This is a genomic window from Bradyrhizobium sp. Mp27, assembly GCF_029953005.1.
In the GTDB taxonomy this organism is placed as follows: domain Bacteria; phylum Pseudomonadota; class Alphaproteobacteria; order Rhizobiales; family Xanthobacteraceae; genus Bradyrhizobium; species Bradyrhizobium barranii.
Genome location: NZ_JASAUS010000709.1, coordinates 1 through 329, shown reverse-complemented (window position 1 = coordinate 329; position 329 = coordinate 1). Strand labels below are relative to the sequence as shown.

General features: G+C 63.8%; 1 protein-coding gene. It reads left to right on the top strand.

Annotated elements, in window-relative coordinates:
* Positions 1 to 329, top strand: a 329-nt coding sequence (locus QJT78_RS52430) for an IS3 family transposase (RefSeq protein ID WP_281460977.1), incomplete at both ends; no start/stop codon positions are given.

The window sequence follows — 329 nt, the reverse complement described above, 5'->3', positions numbered from 1 at the left end:
GTCGGCTCGATGAGCTGCATCTCGATTATCCCTTCGCGGGAGCGCGTATGCTGCGATCGTTGCTGCGGCGGGAGGGCGTATACGCCGGTCGCCGCCACATCGCGACGCTGATGAAGCGCATGGGGATCGAGGCGGTCTATCGTCGCCCGAACACGAGCAAGCCGGCTCCGGGTCACAAGATCTACCCGTACCTGTTGCGCGGATTGAAGATCGAGCGGCCCGACCATGCGTGGGCAATGGACATCACCTACATTCCGATGCGGCGTGGCTTCGTCTATCTCGCGGCGGTCGTCGATGTGTTCAGCCGACGGGTCCTGGCCCATCGCGTC